Source organism: Shewanella algae (genome assembly GCF_009183365.2).
Lineage (GTDB): Bacteria > Pseudomonadota > Gammaproteobacteria > Enterobacterales > Shewanellaceae > Shewanella > Shewanella algae.
On the sequence record NZ_CP068230.1, the window covers coordinates 3,889,647 to 3,910,312 of the forward strand.

11 protein-coding genes are annotated in these 20,666 nt (G+C 52.9%); 4 read left to right on the plus strand and 7 right to left on the minus strand.

What is annotated here, in order from left to right:
* Window positions 1-43: 43 nt before the first annotated feature.
* Entirely contained in the window at window positions 44-2,635 is a 2,592-nt protein-coding gene (gene exeM, locus E1N14_RS17505; protein WP_062793605.1) for an extracellular exonuclease ExeM, read from the minus strand.
* A gap of 420 nt (window positions 2,636-3,055) precedes the next feature.
* On the minus strand, window positions 3,056-5,557 hold the full coding sequence (locus E1N14_RS17510; protein ID WP_062793606.1) for a S8 family serine peptidase: 2,502 nt from the start codon (window positions 5,555-5,557) through the stop codon (window positions 3,056-3,058).
* Window positions 5,558-5,968: 411 nt separating this feature from the next.
* Here E1N14_RS17510 and E1N14_RS17515 point away from each other — a divergent pair, with 411 nt between their 5' ends.
* Both E1N14_RS17515 and E1N14_RS17520 read left to right on the plus strand, forming a co-directional pair.
* Window positions 5,969-6,397: a curlin gene (locus E1N14_RS17515; RefSeq protein ID WP_025008981.1), complete on the plus strand. Its 429-nt coding sequence runs from the start codon at window positions 5,969-5,971 to the stop codon at window positions 6,395-6,397.
* An 18-nt stretch (window positions 6,398-6,415) separates the two neighbouring features.
* Window positions 6,416-7,852, plus strand: a complete 1,437-nt coding sequence (locus E1N14_RS17520) for a curlin (RefSeq protein WP_025008980.1) — start codon at window positions 6,416-6,418, stop codon at window positions 7,850-7,852.
* 1,973 nt (window positions 7,853-9,825) lie between these two features.
* Here E1N14_RS17520 and E1N14_RS17525 read toward each other — a convergent pair.
* Window positions 9,826-10,491: a helix-turn-helix transcriptional regulator gene (locus tag E1N14_RS17525; RefSeq protein ID WP_025008979.1), complete on the minus strand. Its 666-nt coding sequence runs from the start codon at window positions 10,489-10,491 to the stop codon at window positions 9,826-9,828.
* Between the two features lie 211 nt (window positions 10,492-10,702).
* The gene (locus E1N14_RS17530; protein ID WP_025890161.1) at window positions 10,703-11,308 is read right to left on the minus strand and encodes a DUF2238 domain-containing protein; all 606 of its coding nucleotides are present in this window, start codon (window positions 11,306-11,308) and stop codon (window positions 10,703-10,705) included.
* Between the two features lie 158 nt (window positions 11,309-11,466).
* On the opposite strand from E1N14_RS17530, the gene serA reads away from it, so the two are divergent.
* Together serA and ygfZ are read left to right on the plus strand one after the other, a co-directional pair.
* Entirely contained in the window at window positions 11,467-12,696 is a 1,230-nt protein-coding gene (serA, locus tag E1N14_RS17535) for a phosphoglycerate dehydrogenase (protein WP_028779409.1), read from the plus strand.
* A gap of 108 nt (window positions 12,697-12,804) precedes the next feature.
* Complete coding sequence (gene ygfZ / locus E1N14_RS17540; RefSeq protein WP_025008978.1) at window positions 12,805-13,770, plus strand: tRNA-modifying protein YgfZ; 966 nt, start codon at window positions 12,805-12,807, stop codon at window positions 13,768-13,770.
* 58 nt (window positions 13,771-13,828) lie between these two features.
* Here ygfZ and E1N14_RS17545 read toward each other — a convergent pair whose 3' ends face one another.
* From E1N14_RS17545 to E1N14_RS17555, 3 genes are all read right to left on the minus strand, one after another.
* A complete protein-coding gene (locus tag E1N14_RS17545) occupies window positions 13,829-14,860 on the minus strand; it encodes a response regulator (protein WP_044735116.1) in 1,032 nt (343 codons plus the stop codon).
* Window positions 14,861-14,948: 88 nt separating this feature from the next.
* Window positions 14,949-20,252: a PAS domain S-box protein gene (locus E1N14_RS17550; RefSeq protein ID WP_062793581.1), complete on the minus strand. Its 5,304-nt coding sequence runs from the start codon at window positions 20,250-20,252 to the stop codon at window positions 14,949-14,951.
* 249 nt (window positions 20,253-20,501) lie between these two features.
* The gene (locus tag E1N14_RS17555) at window positions 20,502-20,651 is read right to left on the minus strand and encodes a hypothetical protein (RefSeq protein ID WP_156030513.1); all 150 of its coding nucleotides are present in this window, start codon (window positions 20,649-20,651) and stop codon (window positions 20,502-20,504) included.
* Between the last annotated feature and the right edge of the window lie 15 nt (window positions 20,652-20,666).

Consider the following 20,666-nt stretch of genomic DNA (forward strand, 5'->3'; position numbering starts at 1 on the left):
GCAATCCTCTGACCGGGTGGGTGTCAATCAAGACTTGAGAGCTTTAGCCGCGGCGGCGCAGCCCCAATGCTGCGAGAAACAGCAGTGACAGATACCCCAAGGCACCACCATCATGCTTGGAAGGCTCAACCTTGGCAGGATAACTGAGTGCCACTATCACAGGGTCATGATCCGAAGCCGAGAAGGCATTGTCAGACTTGGGCAATTCACCTGTGTACTTCTTGCCATACTCGAACATGTTGGATTCGACCGAGTTGATATGCCAGTCTTCAATGGCAACCAAACGCTCCGCCAGACTGGCGTTGGCCAGTGCATGGTCGAGATTTCCCAACTCACCGTTATAGCTGTAGGAGAAAGTATCGACACCATGGGCCAAGGTGTTTAGGTTGATAAGCCCATACCCCTTGTTGATTTCAGTTCCCTGGTGCTCATAGACCTTACCGTTCAGAGTGGTCCAGGAGGCGGTACGCAGAACCCGTTCTGATTGGGTGGCATCATAGTCGGTCAGCACCCGCACAGGATCTTCCAGACCATAGGCATTGAGATCGCCGATCACCAGGAGATCGCCGTCGATCTTTTGCAAGGCTTCTCCCAGAACTTTGGCTGCTGACACCCTGAAGGCGTTGCACTTGCCCTGCAGATCCTGAGGATCCCGGTTCTCATCAAAGTTCAGCCAATCCTCAAGACAACCCGAGCCCTTGGACTTGAGATGATTCACCACCAGAGTCAGGCTCTGATCTGCTATGTTGAACTTCTGTCCCAGACTGTAGCGCTGATACTTATCAAAGGCAGGGCTGGTTTCCTGCTTGCCATCGACTTCCCGGCTGGCAACCGCTTCAGCAGCATGCTGCTCTGGAGTCGCAATCACAAAAGCCTCGGCTGCCGGAGTCACCCTGGCGGGGCGATAAAGCATGCCCACGGTAATGGCATCACCGCCGAGATACTTGCCATCTTTTTTGTCGGCATCGGCTATCTCTACAAAGGCATAGATATCCTCATCGGCTTGCTGCTCATTGAGCGCATCGACCAGATTGCGGATGGCGCTTTTCTCGCCAAAGCCGTTGTTGGCAATCTCCATCAAACCCACTATGTCGGCGTTCATGGCGGTAATGGCATTGACTATTTTAGTGCGTTGCAACAGCATCTCTTCTTCGCTGAGGGCGCCGCGGTTATCACCTGTTGGATTGGCGTCACCACCAACGGCATCGTTGAAGAAATTAAGCACATTGAAGCTGGCGACCCGGATATCCCCCTTCTCGGCAATAGCCGGTGCTTGGCTGCGATCGTCGCCGCGCAATATATCCCCAGGAGTAATACTGTTGGTTGCCACCAGACGATACTGGTTATAGCTGTATCCTATAACCCCCTCAAGACCGGTTAACTGGTCGCCAACCCGCAGATAACCTGTCTCTGGGTTGAAGTCCGGCATCCAGGGCAGCTCGCCGTCTTTGGCCTTGAAGTCTGACTCAACAAACAATTGGTTGGCACGGTTGGCTTGCTCCAGTGCCATCGCCTCTGGCGACAGCGGCAGGTGTACCTGGGTCGGCTTCAGCAGCGGCGCCTTGTGAGACAACATAAGATTGTTGCGACGGGCATCGTAGTCAAAGCTGAAGTTACGGCTGACCTTGAGATCACTGCCGGCATCCAGTACTACCTTCATGCCTTCAAAGCGCTCCAGCGCTTGCTGCAGGGTTTCACCATCTGCCACATAAAAAGGCGCAGCCACCGGCAGTTGGGTAAACTCACCCACGGCAAATTTTTTGTCAGCCTTGATATCCAACTGAGTCAGGCCATAGTACTCCTTGACCTTACCCTGTACGCAAACCTCGACACCGGGCTGCACTGTTTCCGGCGCTGCTTCACCTAGGAATACAAAGATGCCGTCGGAGGTGAAAGGCGAGTTGTCTCCCTTGGGATCTTGCAGATAAAAGCCTTTGAACAGGCTGTCGCCACGGGCACTGACCACACCCTTGAGGGTGTATTCGCTGTCGGATTCGAACTTACCCTCAGGGACCAACGGACTGCGATCTCCGCTCCCCTGCACTTCATAGATGGGTGTCAGCGAGGCGCCATCACAGCTGAATGCCGTAACTTCAGGGGCTGCAGCCTCATCCAGGCTGCCGAGTCCTTTGAAGTTATCAGTGCCCATAGGTTGCCAATCGGCGGCATTGAATTGCGTCGAGGCAGTGAGCGCCAACTTGCTGCGGGCCAAAGTGATATTCAGGCCCCAGTCGGCTGGGGTAGGCACGGCGCCGACAATATCGACGACGACGCCATCTTTCATCAGGGCTACCGCATCACCGCCATTGAAATAGAGATTGCCCTTGAGACTGTCGACTCCAGCAGGCAAGCTTATTTCTGCATTGGGATGCAGAATCACTTTAATCCCCTTGGCCGCCATGCTTTGGCCATCCAATACCAGCATATCGGAGGCATCAGTAGCGCCATCTTTATACCGCACCAATTTATAGCCGTTTAAATCGACTTGACTATCACCAGAGTTATATAGCTCTATGGCTTTATTATTGGCGCTGCCCTCAACGTATTCGCTGATTAAAACATCAGCATTGGCCATCACTGGAATGGTGGCAGCCACGGCAATAGCAATGGCTGTCAGCTTGTTAACATTATCCATATTATCAACCCCTTTAATTGTAATAATGCCGTTAATTTCTATTAACGTGCCGCGGGATTGTCCCAGAGAAGAACGGTCAATTGAAGTGGTTTAATCACATTTAGGCAACAGTTATACCGAACGCAAATTCTATATAAATCATTAATTAACCACCATGTTCTCAACTGAGAACAAAGCAGAAAACCCTGTTTCAACCCAAGCTGTTATTTAATAAATAAATAGTTAGACAACAAATAAAGCCTGTCTTATATAAAATATAATAAGCCGTATGATATGGTCGATAAAATAGACAAATATTTTTACATCAAATAATCAGTAAACCTCGAAACTAATTATCTCTCCCCGTCATCAAAAATTAATTTTTGCGCGATATGACCATAAAAAAAGCGGCCGGATGGCCGCTTTCATCTATTTGGGTTATCAGAATTGAGCAACAACGGGATCAGAGCAAAGCTCGGCTCCCAGTTCACAAACCTGATAAGTCACGCTATTGGCTTCGGTATTGAAGCGGTCACGGAACTGGCCATCGTTGGCGGTGGTCGCAACCTGCTCACCGTCGCGGAAAATCGCCACTTCATCACCCAGGGCACCATTCCAGTTAACATCAACCATGGCGCTGCCACGACGGGACTTGAGGGCGCGGCTGATATCGGCAGAGATGCTGTGGGCAAATACCTGCACTTCCATGCTGACACTGTCGCTGAGCTCGGTGGCATCGGTCGCTGTCAGGGTCACTGTGTAGGTACCGGCCTCAGCATACACATGTTGAGGGTTTGCCTCGCTGGAGACAGAGCCGTCACCGAAATCCCAGTGGTAGCCAGCGATATCATCATTGATATCAGAGCTGCTATTGCTGAAACTGACGCTCAAACCTTCGGCTTGATAGTCAAAGCCAGCATTAGGTGCTGAAGGACCGGCTTCACCCAGCGCCGTGATCACCATACCCCAGTTGTTCAGGGTGCCTGTGTCACCACCGGCATGGTCAGTCACGCTGAGAGTCCAGGTACCTTGGGCAATTTCACCGTTGAAGTCGCCCAGATCCCAGCTCTTGACGATATCATCATTGCTGCTGCCTTCGCGATTATGCAGCACCACTTCGGTGCCGGATGGCGAAGTCAGGGTCACTGTCAAATCACCAATCCAGGTGTGGCTGATGTTGACGTTGGTATTGACACCAAAGATCTGCAGCGGATCGGCAATCTCAATGGTGCTGGTCACTGTGGTGTTATCAGCAATAGCCACTGGGGTATCATTGCTGTATGGGAAGTCATTCAGCCCTTGAGGGATGATTTCCAGGCTCACCACACTGCTCTTTTCAATACTGCCGTCATTACCCGATACCGTGATGGCGTAATCGCCCCACTGAGTCTCGGCGGTACTGGCTACGTTCAGGGTAAAGCTGTCACCGGCACCCACGCTGGTGGCAGACAAAGATACCCCTTCCAGAGCAGGCTCCACACTGACACTCAGCTCAACACTACCATCCCAACCGGCCACACTACCGACACTGAAGTCATATCTGGTGCTTTCACCGGCTTCGATAGTGCGGGCAGCCGGAGTCACGCTGAAGCGATAACTTGGGCTTGGGTTGGCTTGATCGAGCGCGTTGGCCGCGTTCAGACGGGTACCGGCAACACTCTTGCCAGTCATGGCCGCATTGGCATCACCCGAATTCATCAACAGTTCTTTCATCTCAAGCGGTGTCAGATCCGGGTTGATGGACCACACCAGAGCCGCCACCCCGGTCACCATAGGCGTAGCCATGGAAGTACCCGAATAACTCTCGTAACCACCACCTGGAACCGTTGACAGAATGGCACTGCCAGGCGCCGCCATGTCTACGCTGGTAGCCCCCCAGTTGGAGAACCAGGAGATACCATCCGAGCTATCGGTACTGGCGATAGACATCACTATGTCCGATTCATAGTTGGACGGATAATGAGGGCTGACATCATTGTCACTGGTGTCATTACCGGCCGCAGCCAGGAACAGAATACCGGCTTCACCGGCGGCTTCGATGGAGTCCTTCAGCGCCTGGCTGAAACCACCGCCGCCCCAGGAGTTGTTCGTTGCTTTGATATCAACGCCATGATTCACCTTGAGATCAGTCATATAGTCGATACAGGCGATGGCATCTGCGGTAGAACCTGTACCGGCAGGAGTCAGGAACTGACAACCAATGATCTTCACATCCCAGTTAACCCCGACCACACCCAGACCATTGTTGCCCTTGGCGCCAATGGTGCCGGATACATGGGTACCATGGCCGTTGCCGTCCATGGGATCTCCATTGTTGTTGGCCGAGCTGAAACCGTGAACATCATCAATCACGCCGTTGCCATCATCATCTATGCCGTTACCGGGAATTTCACCCGGGTTAACCCACATATTGGCCTGCAAGTCCGGATGGTTATAGTCAACCCCGGTGTCGATAACCCCAATGATCACATCCGAGCTGCCTGTAGTGACATCCCAGGCTTCGGGAGCATCAATATCGGCGTCAGCCACACCACCGGTTTGCCCAGTGTTGTGCATGCCCCAGAGCTCAGGGAAACGGGGATCATCCGGCATGCCTATGGCCCGCAGAATGTAGTTGGGTTCAGCATATTTAACCGCAGGGTGGCTGGAGATCATCTTGATCGCCTGCTCAATATCGGCGCCTTGACGCAGATTCAGCTTTGCCAGACGGCCATCGAGCAAGCGGGCAAATTTGTCATCTATACCATCGGCATTGGCATCACGCAGAGTGCCACGTACCAGGCGCTGAGCCGCGATGCGCTCCTCTTTGGTGGCATTATCCTTGTAAACCACCAGGATAGAGTCCTTGGCGTAACGGATCTCGTTTTTAGCCATTGCAGGAGCGGCGCCAAGCGCCATAACACCAGCGACAGCCACCGCCAATGGCGAGAATTTTTTCAACATATTCGGGCTTCCTATAGTCCTTATAATCCCTTGGTATCCGGAACGGCTTGCATCTGCGGCACTTCCTTGAAACGACAGGCAAACAATGGCCAGCGAGTGAAATCCGGCGTTTATTTATTGCAAATAGATTGTTACCGCAATGAAAACAAGAGAGAAAGTAGCAAACTGAAAAATACGACTTTGCTACTAGACGGGTTAGGTATTTTGAATCTTAAAAACATCTGAAAAATAAAAATAAAAACTTATTTTTCAACATACTAAATAAAATCAAACCTTCAAACCCAGACAATATCGACTAAAGCCTAAATAGCCTTTAACTCCGATTGCGGCACCCGTCCCATACGCGTAACTTTTGTTGCTGATTTGTTCCACTCTGGTTCAATCAAGGATATGTACGAAAAGGAGTCTTAGGTGTCGGTACTCGCAAAAATCCTGTTTGGTTCAGCCGTTTTGTTGACCAGTCTTGGTACAGCAGCGACAGAGCGCCAGGTAAATGCACTACAGGAGTTGCCAGTCACCCTCCAGACACTGCTGGAAACTCAGGGACGCGACAACTTGGTCGACCTGATGCAACAAGGCAGTTTCAACCAAGCCATCATAGTTCAAGCCGGAATTGACAACAGCGCCATCCTCACCCAGGCCGGGTTTGGAAATCAGGCACAAGTAGTACAACTCGGGGTCAATAACCAGGTTGAAATGATGCAGGTGGGTGACGCCAATAAGGCAAACATCACTCAAATAGGCAATGACAATCTGGTGCAACTCAACCAGCTTGGCAGCGCCAATTTTTCGATACAACAAATTGCCGATGCTGCCACTATCAGCATCACGCAGTATTAAAAACACAGGGAGCGTTTAATGAAATCTCAAGCTAAAAAGTCACTGATTGCACTGGCTATCACAACGGGTCTGGGTATGAGTGCCCAAGCCTTCGCCGGCAGTGTCAACGAAATCTCAGTTAACCAGCAGAGCCGCAGCACTGTAGGTCAGGAAGTCTATGCCGAGCAAACCGGCATTCTGAACCTGGCAGTCATCAATCAGGAAGGTTCTGCCCAGGAAGCCACCGTGGTTCAAGATGGTGTTTGGCACGAAGCCTATGTTGATTCCAAGGGCGACGAAAACAAAGTTATAGTGACTCAGAATGAAGACTGGCACGTGGCCAGCGTCGATGTGGACGGTAACGTCAACACTGCAACTGTCGCTCAATCCGGTTTCTTCAACGAAGCCAATGTTGAGCTGATCGGTGACAACAACAGCGCCGAAGTAAACCAAAACGGTGACACCAACTTCGCAGTATTCCGTGTCAACGGCAACGACAACTCTGGCTATATCAGCCAAAACGGTAACAACAACGAAGCCGGCATGATAGCCGTTGATTTCAGCCCCAACGTAGGTAACGGTAACTCTGTGACCGTGCTGCAGGAAGGCAACAGCAACATAGGTGGCGTGCGTGGCGTTGCCGGTGATAACAACAACATCGAAATCGATCAGGCAGGTGATCTGAACACTGGTTTTGTTTACGCCCTGTCCGGCTCTGAAAACAACATCGAAATGATGCAAACCGGCACTGCCAACACCGCAGTACTCGAATTCACCACAGGTGATGACAACGACGTTGAAATCTACCAGAAAGGTGATGGCAACGCGGTAGGCGATCTGCTGGTTGCCGATATTCAAGGTAGCGACAACGTAGTCGATATCCAGCAGGAAGGCGACACCAACGGCGTTGAATTCCAAATCTGGGGTGACGACAACAACATCGACCTGGAGCAGGATGGCAGCACCAACTTCGCTACTGCCGCCGCCTATGGCACTGACAACAGCATGGACCTGACTTCACAGGGCGATTACAACGAGCTGGTTGCATTCGCCACTGGTGAAGACAACCAGATCGAAATCCATCAGGAAGGCACTGAAAACTTTGCCTATGCCGAGCTGGAAGGTGAGAACAACGAAGTTGATATGGAGCAAGATGGCAGCGCCAACGAAGCTCTGGTCACTGTTGTTGGCTATGACAATGCCGATATCGAAACCACTCAAAGCGGTGACCTCAACCTGGTAGACCTGCTGATCCTCGGTGATGACAACCTGGCTCAAATCGTTCAAAGCGGCGACAACAACTGGGTGAGCGGTGTTGACGGCGGCGCCTTCGCCGTAGTTGGTACAGGTAACAGCCTGATGATCACCCAAAGCGGTAACGAAAACCTGGTTGTCGGTTCTCAGGCCGGTACCAGCAACGCTATCAGCGTAACCCAAAGCGGTGACTACAACGTTGCCACTGTTATCCAGAACTAATCACTCTGGTGCTTTATGCGAAAGGGAGCCTCTTGGCTCCCTTTTTGTTTGCCCAATTGCCAACTAAGCATGAGTCATTATGGCTTGAAAACTTATGGTTCCAGCGGTTTCTTGGGAACCCCATACCATAAGCATCGAATAACAAGGCGAGTATTCGCCGCTGGAACAGCGGCTAACATGGCTTTCAGTTCAATATAGCCAAATAACATTGATAGGGCTTCCAGCGACGGACGTCTCCCATTGCCTGCCGCAGGCTTATGCACAGGCGACCCTGTGACATGGCGAGAGTTGCGCCAGCAACATGCTTTCGAGCGCGAGCCTTGGATGGCGAACTGGCCGTTGTGCATGGAGGCATTTACACCACGACTTTAGGCCGCTGGCACAGCGGCTATCATGGCTTTGAACCAAATATCACTAATAAACCTGGTTTTAGCTGCCAGCTAAGTTACAGCCCATCACCTGCGGTGCGCTCTCGCACAGGCGATCCTGTGACACGGCGTGAATACGTCCCTGTAGCCTCGACGAAAACATCTGACCTACATGGACGTAGGAAATGCCGAATTTGTCAGGAACAAAATTCGGCCCTGTTTTCGACGGTCACAGTTCCGCCTGTGCCTGAAAATGAGGTGTATGTCTGCAGACACTTCAGATGTTTCAAGCTACTCAGTACTAACAGAATTACACCAATTCCCCCTTCGGAGCCGCCGCCGGCGTTGTTGTAAATTGGCGTAGCCGAGACAGGGAGGTCGAGGCTCGAAGGTCGAGCAGGGCGAATGTTGCGAAGCGACAAGTTCATGAGCGCGAGCCAAGGAAGGCGAGCTGGCCCTTATGCATGGATGCATTTGGCGAGTCCTGAGTGTAGCCAATTTGCTTCATAAGCCAGCGGGGATTTCGGCTACGTCGGGGTATCCTTGGGGATGCAAGGGGCTTTGGACAAGCAAAGCCCCTCGTCCAGTGTGGTGTGGAACACCACGACTTTAGGCCGCTGGCACAGCTGCTATCATGACTTTGAACCAAATATCACTAATAAACCTGGTTTTAGCTGCCAGCTAAGTTGCAGCCCATCACCTGCGGTGGGCTCTTGCACAGGCGATCCTGTGACTCGGCGTTAATACGTCCCTGTAGCCTCGACGAAAACATCCTTGTTTTCGACGGTCACAGTTCCGCCTGTGTCTGGAAAATAGGCGTATGTCTGTAGGTATATAAGCAATTTCTAGCAAAGCTATGATTGCACCAATTCCCCCTTCGGAGCCGCCGCTGGCGTTGTTGCAAAATGGCGTAACCGAGACAGGGATGTCAAGGCTCGAAGGTCGAGCAAGGCGAATGTTGCGAAATGAGCGCGAGCCAAGGAAGGCGAGCTGGCCCTTGTGCATGGAGGCATTTACACCACGACTTTAGGTCGCTGGCACAGCGGCTATCATGGCTTTGAACCAAATATCACTAATAAACCTGGTTTTAGCTGCCAGCTAAGTTGCAGCCCATCACCTGCGGTGGGCTCTTGCACAGGCGATCCTGTGACACGGCGTTAATACGTCCCTGTAGCCTCGACGAAAACATCCTTGTTTTCGACGGTCACAGTTCCGCCTGTGCCTGAAATGAGGCGTATGTCTGCAGGCATATAGGTAGCTTCAAACAAGTTAGCTCTCACAGAATTGCTCCAATCCCTCCTCGGTGTCGCCGAGAGCCTTTGGCGCAAATAACGTAGCTGAAGGCGAACACTCGCCGGTGACGAGTGTGCTCATGAGCGCAAGCTATGGACAGATTGGAATACTTAAGCTCCACGACTTTACGCCGCTGGCACAACGGCTATCATGGCTTTGGCTGAAAGCCATTCCCGACGCGCAAAAAAGCTCAAAGCTGCGGCGATTGCCGCACTCTGACAGGAATTTTCCACTGACTTGGCTTACATAAAAGCCATCAAAGCATAAACAAGCCCCATTCGGGGCCAAGTTCAGGCTGGATCTAGCGACAAATCAACTGATGAGATCGAAGTGACTCTGATAGGTCTGGGCCCAACGCAACAATTCGACTCGATTACGAGATTGAGTCTTGCGGAAAATCGATGAAATATGCGCCTTGACCGTATGCTCACTGATACACAGACGTTGGGCTATCTCTTTATTCCTGGCACCACTGGAAACCAGCTGAATAATGGTACGTTCACGCCGGGTCAACATCTGCAGCATGGAAACCGTATCGGCCGACATCTCATTGCCAGTGTCCAAGGTCTTGACCAGCTTACGGAACATCTTGCTGATAAGGGTTCTGTCGTACCAGAGCTCATCGGCCACCATCTTGCGCAGGCCTGTAAGCATAAGATCGATGCGCTGATCTGAATAAAGTACCCCGCGGATCCCCAGCAACATAGCCGATTCCTGATCCAGTGAACCTCTGGCAACTTGGTAGAGGGCGACAGGAACATGAGAGACCAGGCGGCTGGCCAGCAGAGGAATGCCCTTATTGTCCAGCGCCGACCCCTTCTGAGAAATTAGATAGAAAGTACTATCGCTCTTCTGCGGATCCAACTGTTCCGGGTGGCGTACTATACGGGTCTTAAGACCAATGGACTCGGCCAGTATGGCCAAATGACAAGGGGCGGCTATCTGGTTTATAAAAACCAACTCATTGATACTACTCATATTTACTCTTCTCCCTGAAAAGTCTCGCTCATATCCCTAAAGGGATAGCTTCCTTAATCACTTTCCGTGAGCCTACACAAAAAGTATCAGATGATTCTGACCAGATAGTGTCCGGTTTTCATCACCATAAAGTATGATTCTAACAATCTTTAGTCGCATTGCCAGATGAAATATTGTAAAGACTGTATATGGCTCTCTCTGTCCCGACCTGTCAATCGGCGCCAAGACGCTGCAACTGGCGGTCATGAAATGAGGATAAAACCAGCAAGGCGGCGATGGCACCGATAAGAGCCATCAGCATATCCGACTGGGTATCCCAGACATAGCCCTGGGTGCCGAGAAAGGCCTCGGCACCTGTACCTGTAGCCGCGGCAACCCACCATTCAATCAGTTCATAGAAAGCCGACAAGGCCAAGGCAAAACAACTGACCAGAAAAGCACACCAGGCACCAGGTTTCACAGCTTGGTTACGCAGCAGTATCTCCCTGGCAATCATTGCCGGGATAAATCCTTGGGCCAAATGACCCAGTTTATCGTAGTTGTTACGCTCAGAGCCCATCCACTGTGCTAAAGTATCGAACAGCGGCACCTCGGCATAGGTGTAGTGGGCGCCGACAAACAGTATCAGGCAATGCACCAAGATCAGGCCATAAAGCAGCGGAGTCAGCGGAAAACGTTTGCGGGTAAAAAACAGTATCGGCAGCGCCAGCATCCCAGGCAGCGCTTCCAGCCACCAAGTGAAATCATCTTTAGGCGCTATCGCCGACCAGATAAGTACCACAAAATAAATGACCAGCCAGATAATTGTGTTTTTCAAGCCACTTTCCTTATGCCAGTGATTGTTCTCAATTAGGAAAAAATACTTTAGCCATCTAGCCCTCCACTTCACCTGAAAAAAGTGCTACTTTGATTGGGCATGGGCGAAAGCATCATAGCATACGTACATTAGTTAATAATCAAGAGGGTACCTATATCATGGCGAAACACTCGCTGGACAAGGATAAAATTAAAATCCTGTTGTTGGAAGGCGTCCACCAATCAGCCGTCGATGTGCTGGAAAGGGCTGGCTATACCAATATCGAGTATCACAAGGCATCACTCTCCGGCTCAGAGCTTCAGCAGTCGATCAAAGATGCCCATTTCGTCGGAATCCGCTCCCGTACCCAACTGACCCAAGAAGTATTACAACAGGCGGAAAAGCTGGTTGCCATAGGATGTTTCTGTATCGGCACCAACCAGGTCGACCTCAAGGCTGCCGAGCAACTGGGTATTCCTGTGTTCAATGCGCCCTTCTCCAATACCCGCAGCGTGGCCGAACTGGTACTCGGTGAAATCATCATGCTGCTGCGCGGTATTCCGCAGCGCAACGCCCTGGCCCATCGTGGTGGCTGGCTCAAGAGCGCCAATGGCAGCTTCGAAGCCCGTGGCAAGACCCTGGGGGTCATAGGTTATGGCCATATCGGTACCCAGTTGGGGATCCTCGCCGAAACCTTGGGGATGAAAGTGATCTTCTTCGATATCGAAGATAAGCTGCCGCTGGGTAACGCCCAGCAGGTACACTCCATGGAGCAGTTACTGTCTCAAGCCGATGTGGTCAGCCTGCATGTGCCTGAAACCCCACAAACCAAAGAGATGATTGCCCAGGCCGAACTGGCGATGATGCGCAAAGGCAGCATACTGATCAATGCTTCCCGCGGCACTGTGGTGGATATCGACGCCCTGGCGGTAGCCCTCAAGGAGCAACAGTTGGCTGGTGCCGCCATCGACGTGTTCCCGGTTGAGCCCAAGTCCAATACTGACGAATTCCAAAGCCCGCTGCGCGGCCTGGACAATGTGTTACTGACCCCACACATAGGCGGCAGCACAGAAGAAGCCCAGGAAAACATAGGTATTGAGGTTGCCGGCAAGCTGGCCAAATACTCAGACAACGGCTCTACCCTGTCGGCAGTCAACTTCCCGGAAGTATCGCTGCCGCAGCATAAAGATGCCTCCCGCCTGCTGCATATTCACCATAACCGCCCCGGTATTCTGATCAAGATTAACCAGGCGTTCTCGGAGAAAGGCATCAACATTTCAGCCCAGTATCTGCAAACCACGGCTACCATAGGTTATGTGGTGATGGAGGTAGATACCACCCAGGCTGAAGAAGCACTGACAGAACTCAAGTCTATCGAAGGTACTATCCGTACCAGACTGCTGTTCTGATTTTTGAGGCTTTCACAGGGCGCCATATTGCTATCGGCGCCCTGTTTATTTCTGTCAAATCCGCTACAATCGCAGATCTCTTAATGCCTTCAATCTCAGGATCTTGTTATGAGCATTTGCGTTTCTCAGCCCGATTGGCCACTGGATGCCGGCATTCCGGATCTGCTTATTTCCCGCCTCTCTCACTTGGGTCTGCTTGCCGTTACCGGCGAACAGGGCCGCAGCTTTATCCATGGTCAGGTCACCACGGATATCAGCTCTCTCACGGCCGAGCAGTGGCGTTGGGGCGCTCACTGCGATCCCAAAGGCAAAATGCTTTCAAGCTTCAGAACCTTTGCCCTGGGTGATGCCCTGATATTGATGATGCCAAGGGATACCCTGGCTGCCGACTTGCCGCAACTGAAGAAGTACGCTGTGTTCAGTAAGGCCGAACTGGTCGATGTCAGCGACGATTACAGTCTCTTGGGTATAGCCGGCGCCAAGGCTGTCACTTGGTTGGCAGAGCAGTTCCCGGGCTTCAGTCCAGAGCAGCAAGTGAGTGCTGTCGATGACGGCGTGGTACTGCAGGACGACGAGCGCTTTATTCTGGTTCTGCCCAAGGCCCGGGCCGATGCCTTGTGCCAGCAGCAGTCTCCAGTCGATGCCAGTGCCTGGCAAGAGCTGGAAATCCTTGCCGCCTACCCTAACCTGCCGGCATCACACATGGGCCAATTTGTACCGCAAATGTGCAACCTGCAGGCCATCAACGGCATCAGCTTCACCAAGGGTTGCTATATGGGCCAGGAAACCGTGGCCAGAATGAAGTATCGCGGCGGCAACAAGCGAGCCCTCTATATTCTCAAGGGTAAAGCCACTGTCGATGTCACCCCGGAAACCACGCTGGAGATGGCGCTGGATGAAGGTTTTCGTAAGGGCGGCAGCATTATTGAAGCCGTACAACGAAATGGCGAGTTGCTGCTGACCGCAGTGCTGGCCAATGACACAGAAGTCGGCGCCAAATTCCGCATCGCTGATGATGAAAACAGCGAACTGACGGTACTGCCTCTGCCCTACTCTCTGGAAGAGCAGGAGTAACAATGAATGACCCAATAAAGGCGCCGTCGGCGCCTTTATTTTTATCCGCAGTTTGTCGCTATTCAGTGCCGGATTCAGTTTCCATATGAGTATCACGCACCTCTATCACCTGGGGCAGTATCTGTTTAAACAGTTCCACCAGTTCAGGGTCAAAGTGTTTCCCCGCCTCAGACTCCAGTAACGCCATGGTATCTTCTATGCTCCAGGCCTTCTTGTAAGGTCGAATCGAGGTCAGGGCATCGAAGACATCGGCAATGGCGACGATTCGCCCCTCAATGGGGATATCATTGCCTTTCAAGCCATTGGGATAACCTGAGCCATCCCACTTCTCGTGGTGAGTCAGCGCAATGCGCCGGGACATCTGCAACAGAGGATCCGGGTGCTCACCGATAATCTCGGCACCGATTTCGGCGTGTTGCTGCATGATTCGCCACTCTTCGGCGTCCAGTTTCCCCGGTTTTTTCAGCACAGCATCCGGAGTACCTATCTTACCGATATCATGCATGGGCGCCGCATTGTAAAGCAGCTCACAGAAGTTGTCCGGCAGCTTGGCCTGTTGTGCCAGAAGCCTGGCATAGTGGCTCATGCGAATAACGTGTAAGCCGGTCTCGTTATCCTTGTATTCAGCGGCACGGCCCAGGCGACGGATGATCTCGAAGCGGGTCTGTTCCAGCTCGCGGGTACGTTCGCGCACCTGTTGTTCCAGCAAACGCTTCTGATCGTAGAGGGCCAAGTGGTTACGTACCCTGGCTCTGACTATCGGGGCACTGACAGGCTTGGTGATGTAGTCGACAGCCCCCAAATCAAAGCCCTGGGTCTCATCGGCCACCTCAGAGAGAGCGGTGACAAAGATCACCGGGATATGGCTGGTCATGGGTTCCTGCTTGAGACGCTTACAAACTTCATAGCCATTCATGCCCGGCATCATCACATCCAGGAGGATCAGATCCGGAGGGCTCTTCTGCGCCAACGCCAGCGCTCTTGGGCCATCTATCGCCACCTTGAGCTTATAATCGTCGCCGAGGATCCCCACCAGAATATCTATGTTCTCCGGTGTATCGTCCACCACCAGTACAGTGGCTTTTTCCATCTCAATCTCCCTCTTGTTACGGGCTCCACATCCTATTTCAGCGCCACAGCGCTTTAATGGCGGCGCGAATATCCCCTAATGAGTATAGTCAGGCCTGCTCGGTCTCGTTCAGCTCCTGCTGCAGCTCGCGGATAAGATCGGCGGCATCGTCAAACTGATAGCTGCCGACCATGCTGCTGACAGGTTTCAGGCGCTGCCACAGAGGCTTGCTCACCCTGCGGCTCAATGCTTCCAGTTGAACAACGGCTTCGGCATCGGCGTCTTCCAAACTCTGCAGCAGTTGCTCCAGGGCGGTTTTAAGCGCCTCGGGATCAATCTCCTCTGCGGCATCACCTTCCGTCTGAGGATCGCTTTGTGGCTTATCACCCATCCAGTCCGCAATGGCTTCAACAATGGCTGCAACCCGGGTTTCCACCGCCAGCAACTCTTGCTCACATTCTTCACCGGCCGCCAACTTGGCTTCCAATTGCCTGGCCTCTTCCACCAAAGGCTCGGAGCAGAGGTTTCCTGCCAGCCCCTTAAGGGTATGCGCCGCCCTGACCGCTTCTTCCTGCTGTTGTTCCTTGAGCGCCTTGCGAATCCGTTTGCCGACATTGCCCTGACTACCGAGGAAACGCTCGAAGATGCGCCGATAGAGGCGCTCTGAATGCTGTACCAGCTGCAGTCCGCGATCGATATCCAGGCTCTCGTGTTCCGGCCAGCTCACCAGATTCTCAGGAGCATCGCCATTGGCCATACCGGCATCATTATTCCCTGCAGCGGCCGGAACTTGCCCACCTCCCAGATACTGCAACAACACCTGATACAAGAGGCTGACTTCTATCGGCTTGGCGATGTGGTCATTCATGCCCGCTCGCAGACACATCTCCTTGTCACCGGCCATGGCGTTGGCCGTCATGGCAACCACAGGTAACTGCTCAAGCCCAGGCATCTTGCGCAGTGCCTCTGTGGCCTGATATCCATCCATCACGGGCATCTGGCAGTCCATCAGTACAAGATCAAACTGCTGCTGCGCCAACTTCTCCAGTGCTATCTGGCCATTCTCGGCGATGGACAAGTCTATGCCCACCTGCTCGAGAAACTCGGTCGCCACTTCCTGATTCATCTCGTTGTCTTCCACCAGCAACACACGTTTGCCGGCAAGAGCTGCCAGTTGCAGGGATTCGAGATCCAACGCCTTGCGCCTGACAGGAATATGGCCCTGACGCCCAAGAGCCAGCATAATGCCATCGAGCAGCCTGGAGGCACTGACCGGCTTGGTGATATAGCCGTTGATCCCGAGTTGCTCCAACTGTTCGATAAAGTCACTGTTGGCGTGGGCCGACACCATGAGGATCAGCGGCGGCTCTTTTACCTGTAGTATCTGCCGCGCGGTTTCCATGCCGTCCATCTCAGGCATCTTCCAATCGATCAAGGCCATCTTGTAGGACTTACGCTTCACCTTATCCAGCGCCTCCATGCCGCTGCGGGCACAGTCGACGGCAAAGCCCATGCTCTCGAGCGTGGTGCGCAATATATCTCTGGCGGTACCGTTATCATCGACCACCAGAATGGGCATGCCCTCCAGTTCCTGCTCTACATTTAGCTTGTCGTTTTCCGCAACCTTGAGCCGCACAGTGAAGAAGAAACAACTGCCGTTGCCAAACTGGCTCTCGACGCCGATTTCACCGCCCATCAGTTCTACCAGTTGTTTGGAAATCGCCAGCCCAAGCCCGGTACCGCCGTATTTACGTGTGGTCGAGGTATCTGCCTGGCTGAAAGACTTGAATAATCTGGCTTGCTGCTCGGCCGTCAGACCTATGCCACTGTCGCGCACTGCAAATCTTAGGATCACTTCATCCTGCTCGCGGCTGAGCTCACTTATCGACAGCATCACTTCACCCCGTTCGGTGAATTTGATGGCGTTGTTCATCAGGTTAATAAGTACCTGACCGAGACGCAGCGGGTCCCCTTCCAGGTGGCTGGGTACGCTGGGAGCCACGGCAAACAGCAGCTCCAATTGTTTGTCGGCGGCGCGCTCAGAGAACATATCCCCGAGATCTTCCAAAATACTGTCGAGCTGGAACGGCACCACTTCGATATCCAGTTTGCCGGCCTCAATCTTGGAGAAGTCGAGAATGTCATTGATGATCCCCAGCAGGGATTGCGAAGCCCGTTCAATTTTTTCCACATAGTTACGCTGTTTGCGATCCAACTGTGTCTGCAGGCACAGCTGAGACATGCCGATAATGGCGTTCATCGGGGTGCGGATCTCATGGGACATATTGGCAAGGAAGTCACTCTTGGCCTTGTTGGCGGCATCGGCATCTTCCTTGGCAGCCATCAGTTCGTTGGACAAGAGCTTGAGGCGGGTAATGTTGGCGATACTCATAACCACAGAACGTTCACGGCCCTCTTCCTCTTCAAGCTCGGAGGCGTTGATTGCCATCCACATGGGCTCGCCGGAGGCACTGAGCAGGCGCCACTCGCCGCTGACACTGTGATCGTCACTTAGCTTCAGGCGCTCGTACAGCTCGCTGGCATTGCTTCTGTCTTCCGGCGCCATCAAGTCGGCAAACGAGCGACGTTTGAGCTGCTCGGCACTCATGCCCATGTCACTGCAGAACTGGCCATTGCAATCCATTATGGTGCCGCGATCGTCCAGGTTGACTATGCCTATACCTGCGTTATCAAACAGGGCCCGGAAGTGGGCCTCGCTCTGGGCCAGCTCGGTTTCCATCTCCTTACGGCCGCTGATATCGGTCAGATAACCGTTCCAGAGCATGCCATCCTGCTGTTTACTGCCCTTGGCACCGGCCTCTAGCCAACGCACCTCACCGGAAGGATGCCGGTAGCGGAACTCTTTGATCCATTGCAGTCCACTCTCGCCGGAAAGCAGGCGAATGATGCTGCCCCTGTCTTCGGCAACAATCCGCTCGGCCACCAGATCAAAATCGGCCATCACCTCATTCTTGTGGTGACCAAGAGTGGCGATGGCTGCACTGGAAAGGAAAGTGAATCTGCGTTGCTGCGGGCTTTGCCAAAACAGTTGATACACAGTGCTGGGCACAGACTCTGTGATGGTTTCCAATTGCTCCCGTGACTGCTCCATCTTCTCTTGAGCCAGCTTGCTGTCGGTGATGTCATTGAGGCTGCCATCGAACCACAGCGGGTTACCGTCTTCATCATAGCTGGCCTTACCCTTTTCATGGATCCAACGCACACTGCCATCCCGGTGGCGAATACGGTACTCAACATCGAAGGCTTGCTGCTCGGCCAGGGCCGAGTTGATGGTGTCGATACACAGCTGTTTGTCTTCATCTATGACCAGTGAACCATAACTGCGCTTCTTGCTGTCGATGAAGTGCCAGGCCGGATAGCCGCTTATCTCAGTGATATTGTCGCTGACATATTCCATGGTCCACTGTTCATCGACCCGGGTACGATAAACGGCGCCGGGGATGTTGGATACCAGCCCACGAAAACGGCTCTCGCTCTCGCGAATTTTACGCTCTACCGCCAGTTGCTCGGTCAGATCCCGAATCGATGCCGCCACCTGACGTTTACCCTTGTGATCGGCAGGCAACAGGCTCAAACCTATCTGCACCGGGAACTGGGAACCATCGCACTTGAGTGCCTGCAACGCCTTGCCCTTGGCCATCATGCGATCCTTGCCGTCGGTCACGAAGGCATGGCGCTTGGCTGCGTGTTCCAGCCGGTCCACTTCCGGCAACAGTTGGTCGATATTGAGTTTGAGCATCTCCTCGGCGGCATAACCGAACAACTCCTGACAGCGGCTGTTGGAGAACACCAGCATGCCGCCTTCATCGACGATAAGCATCGCCTCCGGCGCCGCCTCCAGCACGGCGTTGGACCAGGCCGCGGCGGAAAACTGCTCGGTGACATCATTAAACAGCATCTCCACCGAAATCAGCTTGCCTTCATCATCGAGCAGAGGCTGCATAAACAGATCCAAACGCCTCAAGCCACCTTCGGCATCGGCCAACTCCACCTGATGCGGCGGCACCGACTCGCCGGCCAGCGCCTGTTCCATATACTGCCAGTTGGCTTCGTTGATACTGTTGCTGGAAAACAGCCGCTGATACTTACGCCTGAGCACTTCAGGAGTGATACCCAAGACCTTCTTCACCCCTTCGCTCGCCTGTACTATGGCGCCGTTGGGATCCATGGAGCAGTAGAAGGACTTGTCACTCATGCCGTCGATAAGCTTGGCAAACCTGTTGCCGCGGGAGTCGAGCAGCGCCTGTTCCCTCTCTTCGAGAATTTCAGCCATCTCATTGAATTTATTGCTGAGAGTCGCAATCTCCCGCACCACGCCTTCGGGTTTTTGCAAGCGTTTGATCAACCCCTTGCTGAAGTCCACTATCCCGGCTTCCAACTGCTCCAGAGGCTGGGTGAGACGCTTGGCGCTCCAGTAACTGGTGACCAGCAGTATCATAGCCAGCAGCAACAGGTTGAGCGTCAAGGAGCTGAAATCCTGCAGGAAAGAACGCAGCAACTGCTTTTGCGGCGTGATCACCAACACCCGCCACTCCAGTGGTGCAACCCTGGCGACACTGGCAAGGTACTGCACGCCGTTGAGATCGCTCAGGGCCACCTCGGGGGTGTCGGCGGCATAGATATGCTGCGCCGCTTCCTTGCCGGCGGCGGTATTAGCCAGCCAGTCTTCCAATTTGGCGTTGCGGGTAAGATTATTGTCCGGGTGATAGATGAGTCGGCCCTGGTTGTCCAATACCAACAGCTTTTTGGGATCTATCCCCAAACGTATCGGCAGGCTGGAAAGTGCCAGATCTGTGGTAACCACGCCCAGCGGCGCCCCTTCGCTGCCAAAGGGTTGCGAGAAGGTGATCATCAGTGCATTGCCGGCACCTTCATCAAAATAGGGGGCCGTCCAGTAGCCTTCTGCATGTTTGAGTGCTTCGGTCCACCAGTCCCACTCGCCACTGGTGTAGTCATAGGCTTCCTGGCCTATGTCCATGGTGACAATCGACAGGTCCTGACGAAAAGCATAGGGAGCAAAGCGTTTTTGCCCGGGCAGAAACCCGGGCTGAAAGGCGATGGCGCTGCCGTAAAAGTTGGGATTGCGCTGCAACCTGTCCCTGAGCAGTTGATAGAGATTGTCCGCTTGTTGCAGACGTTCGAAAGACTCCAGATTCCCCAGGCTGTATGCCAGTGTCTGGCTATCCCTTTGTGCCAAAGACAGCTCAAACTCGAGCCTTTTAGCGGCGAAGTCAGCCTTTTCAGCCAAGTCGGCAAAGAAGGCTTTCTCTTCTTCCTGATAGTTATACCAGCCGGTAATCCCCGAAATCACAGTCATGATGCTGATTAAGGGAATGGCTATCTGCAACAGAATACGGCTGCGAAAAGTTCTGAGTGTCGCGGTATCCGGCATAGCTCTGCCTCTCTGACGATTTCCTTGCGACTCCGCAACTGCAAAGTCCTATTGTCAGACACACTCTCTTGGGCAATCAATGCCGAAGTACATCAGGCGACTGAAGTCAACTAACTGATTAAAGGTCAAAAATTAACCTTGTTATTTAAGCATTAGCCATGCGGTTAAACAAGTGAAGCGGAGCAAATTTCACAAAAAAGTCAGCTGCAGCCAACTGACATAAAACACACAGAAAAAGATAAGCTGGAATTATTTAAATAAACTCTTATGTTGCAGGGAAAGAGAACGGCCAATAGCTGCAAGCCAGCGCGGAAAGCGCCCCTTTCCATACAGCTTGCTATTGGCAGTAGAATCTCTACTATCTGGGTTTAAACAAGGTTTTTGAGTGGCTGAATTCATGGCGAGCTCCTGTGG